The 4,179-nt window shown below is 71.2% G+C and carries 4 protein-coding genes; 2 read left to right on the top strand and 2 right to left on the bottom strand.

All coding sequences use genetic code 11. The annotated features are described in order from the left end of the window. On the bottom strand, window positions 1-676 hold a 676-nt coding region (locus E1258_RS30445), incomplete at its 3' end, for a class I SAM-dependent methyltransferase (RefSeq protein ID WP_132407167.1). Window positions 677-886: 210 nt separating this feature from the next. Here E1258_RS30445 and E1258_RS30440 point away from each other — a divergent pair. After that, entirely contained in the window at window positions 887-2,692 is a 1,806-nt protein-coding gene (locus E1258_RS30440; protein WP_243715790.1) for a hypothetical protein, read from the top strand. A gap of 105 nt (window positions 2,693-2,797) precedes the next feature. On the opposite strand, the gene E1258_RS30435 is transcribed toward E1258_RS30440, so the two are convergent. Continuing rightward, complete coding sequence (locus E1258_RS30435) at window positions 2,798-3,577, bottom strand: IucA/IucC family C-terminal-domain containing protein (protein WP_132407169.1); 780 nt, start codon at window positions 3,575-3,577, stop codon at window positions 2,798-2,800. Between the two features lie 333 nt (window positions 3,578-3,910). Here E1258_RS30435 and E1258_RS30430 point away from each other — a divergent pair. Beyond that, the coding region (locus tag E1258_RS30430; RefSeq protein WP_132407165.1) for a helix-turn-helix transcriptional regulator at window positions 3,911-4,179 on the top strand (269 nt) is incomplete at its 3' end.

Raw genomic sequence — 4,179 nt, 5'->3', positions numbered from 1 at the left:
GGCCGAAGGGGGGACGGACCAGTTGTTCGGCGGCCTTGGTGGCGGGGAGGACCAGGGTGTCGTAGACCTTGACCATCGGGCCCTCCTTCGGCATCAGCCGGAAGACCTTGGTCGCCATGAAGTAGCCGATCAGGCCGAGCGCGTTCGCGTAGTGGATCTTCTCCACGGTCAGGCCGGCCTCGGTCATCGCGGCGGCCAGGGTCTTCTTCGTGTACCGGCGGACGTGGCCGGTGGCGATGTCCGCCGGGCTCATCGCGAACTGGAACGCCGGCACGATGATGATCACGTTCCCGCCCGGCCGGACCAGGTCGCGCATGCTGCGCAGCGCGCCCACGTGGTCCTCGATGTGCTCCAGCACGTTGTACGAGACGGCGGCGCTGTAGTCCCCGCGCTCGGAGTGCGGCAGCAGCATCTGCCGTACCTCGATGGCGGGCTGCTCGGCGAGGCGCTCCTTCAGCGCGACCAGCCGATCCGGGTCGGCCTCCGTGGCCGTGAAGCGGGGGAGGTGCGCCGACCACTCCAGGGCGTAGTCGCCCAGCCCGCTGCCGATCTCGATGGGGTTGTCGCCGAGGTGTGGGATGGCCAGTTCGACGAACCACCTGCGGTGGTTGACCGCCGTCGCGAGCCCTTCGAGGACCTCGGACTGGACTCGCTGATCCCCAGTGATATCTGCCATGCGTCGATTCCTCACGGTGTGACTCGACCTGCCCCGGGACCGACAGAGTGAACCATCCCAAGCGGACGGCGGGGAAATCGGGGCACCATGGTGGCCGAATTGCGGTCGGGGTGGGCACGAGATCGGCGGTCGGCGAACCCGGCACATAGTACGCCAGTCCCCCGAAACATGTCACGTCAGTGCCATACCCTGACTACTCTACGAATTGTTATGACTACTCCTCAACCGGGTCATCCCGGTGGCGAGGCTGGGCGCGACGCTGGCGAAGCAGCCCGGCGGGGGCGGTGGGTCGACGTCGCCGCCGTGCTCAGCTTCGCGCTGATCGCCCTCTGGGTGACCGTCCGGTTCTGGGTGAACCCGGGGCACGGCGTCCGGGACAACCGGTCGGATCAGGCGCTCTTCGAATGGATGATGGCGCACGGCGCGCGAGTGGTGACCGATTTCGCCTACCCGTTCGGCTCGAACCGGATGAACGTGCCGGACGGCGTCAATTTGATGGCCAACACATCCGTATTGTCCATTTCGCTGCCAATGGCACCTATCACCGTCCTGTTCGGGCCGCGTACCGCATTCCTGGTCTTTCTCACCGGCGGCATGATCGCCACCGGGACCGCCTGGTATTTCGTGCTCTCCCGGGCGCTGATCGGATCCCGGGGACCGGCCTGGCTCGGGGCCGGATTCTGCGCCTTCGCCCCCGCGATGGTCTCGCACGCCAACGCCCACCCCAACATCGTCAGCCAGTTCGTGGTGCCGCTGATCGTCTGGCGCACCCTGCGTCTGGCGGACGGGGGCCGGTGGCTGCGCAACGGCGTACTGCTCGGCCTGGTGATCGTCTGGCAGGCGTTCATCAACCTGGAGATCCTGCTGATGACCGCGATCGGGCTCGGCGTGGTGGTCGGCGCGCTGGCCCTGGGTCGGGCCGACCTGCGCCGGCAGGCCCGGCCGTTCCTCGCCGGTCTCGCGGTCGCCGCCCTCCTCGCCGGCCTGGCCCTGGCGTACCCGCTCTACCTGCAGTTCTTTGGCCCCGGCGCGTACGAGGGGCTGTCCCGGCTGATCCGCGGCTACCGCACCGACCTCGCCGCGTTCACCGCGTTCGCCCGCGAGTCGATCGCGGGAGATCCGAAAGCCAACCTCAAGCTGGTGAAGAACCCCACCGAGGAGAACGGCTTCTTCGGCTGGCCGTTGGTGGTGCTGGTGGGCGCGGTCGTGTGGTGGCTGCGGCGCAGCCCGGCGGTGCTCGGCCTCGCGGTGCTCGGCCTGCTCTTCGCCGTGCTCTCGCTGGGCCGCGAGATCCAGTTCGAGGGCCGGGCCACCGGGATCGCCGGCCCCTGGGCCGTGTTGGAGAACCTGCCGATCCTGCACTCCGTGGTGCCGACCCGGTGGGCGCTGGCGACCGTACCGATCGTCGGGGTGCTGCTCGCGCTTGGCGCGGATCACGCCCGCCGGCTCGCCAGGGAGCACCCCGCCGCCCGGCCGCAGATCCGCTTCGCCACCGCCACCGTGCTGACCATGGCCCTGCTCCCCGCGTTCCCCACTCCGCTGCCGTCGGTTCGCCTCGATCCCGTGCCCGCGTTCGTCACCTCCGGCGCCTGGCGTCCGTACCTGGCCGGCGGGCGCAGCGTGGTGACCCTGCCGCTGCCCGACACCGACTATCCCGACCCGCTGCGCTGGTCGGCGGCCACCGGGCTGGATCTGCCGCTGGCGCGCGGCTACTTCCTCGGGCCGGACACCCGCCCCCGGGCACCGGAGGGGCGGATCGCCCTGTTCACCGCCCCTCCCCGTCCCACCAGCAGCTTCTTCATAGTTATCCGGCGCACCGGGCAGGTGCCCCGGGTCACCCCGCCGGCCCGGGTGAACGCCGTGAAAGACCTGCGCTACTGGCGGGCGGGGGTGGTGGTGCTCGGCCCGCACGAGCACGCCGACGCGCTGCGCCGAGGCATGACCGAGCTGACCGGCATCCGTCCCACGTACACCGGCGGGGCCTGGGTGTGGGACGTCCGTCCGTTGACGGATTGAGCCGGGCCGCAAACGGCCCGGCCGGGCGGAGGCCCGAGCCGGGGGCTGCGTGGCGTGGTGGGCCCGCGGGCGGTGCTGGCGGGCGGCGGTGGGGTGCCCGGCCGGTCAGGCGGCGCGGAGACAGCAGCCCTGGCAGACCTTCGGCCGGGGCAGCGTGAAGGCCAGGCAGCAGGTGCGGCGCTGGACCGTCGGCTCGCCGGTCGGACCGGGCACCAGCTCGACCAGGTCGCTCAGGCCGAGCGCGCCGAGCAGCGTCTCCACGTGCCGGGCCGCGGGGCCGGGCAGCGCGTCGGCCGCCCGCAGGACGCCGTGCGCGATGCCAGAGGCGACCGAGCCGAGCAGCGTACGGGTGCCGATGCGGACCTCGGACTGGATTGCGGCGACCAGCGGGGCGAGGTGGGCGTCGAGCAGCGAGGCGCGGAGCGCGGCCAGCAGCGCGGCCTCGTCGGCGACGACCCTTGTCTCGGGAAACCCGGCCAGGGCCAGCGGGTCGCTGGGCAGCACCGCGACGGTGGTCGACCGGCGCAACCCGAGGGTGACCAGCGGACGGTGGTCCTCGAAGTGGATCAGCACGTCGGCGGGGTCGAGCAGCGGCACCCGGCGGGCCGCCGCCCAGCCGAGGACGGCCGGCAGGGCGGCCCAGTAGCTGTACGACTTCCAGGCCAGGGCGGCGCAGGCGTGCGGGGTGCCGCCCCAGCGCAGCGCGGCGGCGGACAGCAGTTCGGGCAGCCGGGTGCCGTCGACGAGGGTGGTGGCCGGGGCCCAGCCGAACCGGTCGGTCACCAGCAGGCCCGGTGCGAGGCCGGGCAGGTCGTCGGTGCCGAACATGGCACGCAGGGTGGCGGTCACCGGGGCGAGCGGCGTGGCGGCCTCCCGCGTGGGCATCACCGCAGTCACCTGATCTCCCCCGCCCCTGGTCTTCCCACCGGAACTCGAGCCAATGAGCTAAGGCTAGCCTAACTTCCGCCTCTGAGTAAGGGAAGCTTCGCCTGGCTGTGGTCGGGAGGCTCCGGTCACTCCGGCGGACCGCGGGTCGATAGGCGGCCGCGCCGCGTACTACCCGGTCGGGGACTGCGCAAACGCGCGGCTCGGGCGTCGGGTCGCGAAATTATTGACGTTTATGAACGAGTTGTCAAGGTAAATGTCGGCAATGTGCCATTCCTGTGCGCGTTCACGTACTGAACGTGAAACTAATACTCCCCGGCGTTGAGGAAGCTGATGACGACCTCTCCCATCGAGCGGGCCGCCGAGTCGTTCGCGGTCGAACTCGCCCGGTACCGGACCGAGCGGGGCCTGTCCAAGAAGCAGTTGGCCACGCTGATGGGCTTCGACCCGTCCTACGTCAGCCACGTCGAGGGGCGCCGGCACCGGCCGACCGAGGACTTCGCCCGCCGGGCAGAGGCCGTCCTGGAGGCCAGCGGCACGATCTGGCAGCGCTTCCGGGAGTACGACGAACTGCGGCACGGCCGTTCCGCCACCCCCCTGCG

The sequence above is a fragment of the Micromonospora sp. KC207 genome (assembly GCF_004348615.1).
GTDB lineage: Bacteria > Actinomycetota > Actinomycetes > Mycobacteriales > Micromonosporaceae > Micromonospora.
Note: the sequence above shows the minus strand (reverse complement) of the source record. Positions and strands in the feature narration are given on the sequence as shown.

Excerpts from the sequence above, each read along its gene's own strand:
- E1258_RS30440 (WP_243715790.1), top strand. The coding sequence starts at position 887 with ATGACTACTCCTCAACCGGGTCATCCCGGTGGCGAGGCTGGGCGCGAC.
- E1258_RS30435 (WP_132407169.1), bottom strand. The coding sequence starts at position 3,577 with ATGCCCACGCGGGAGGCCGCCACGCCGCTCGCCCCGGTGACCGCCACC.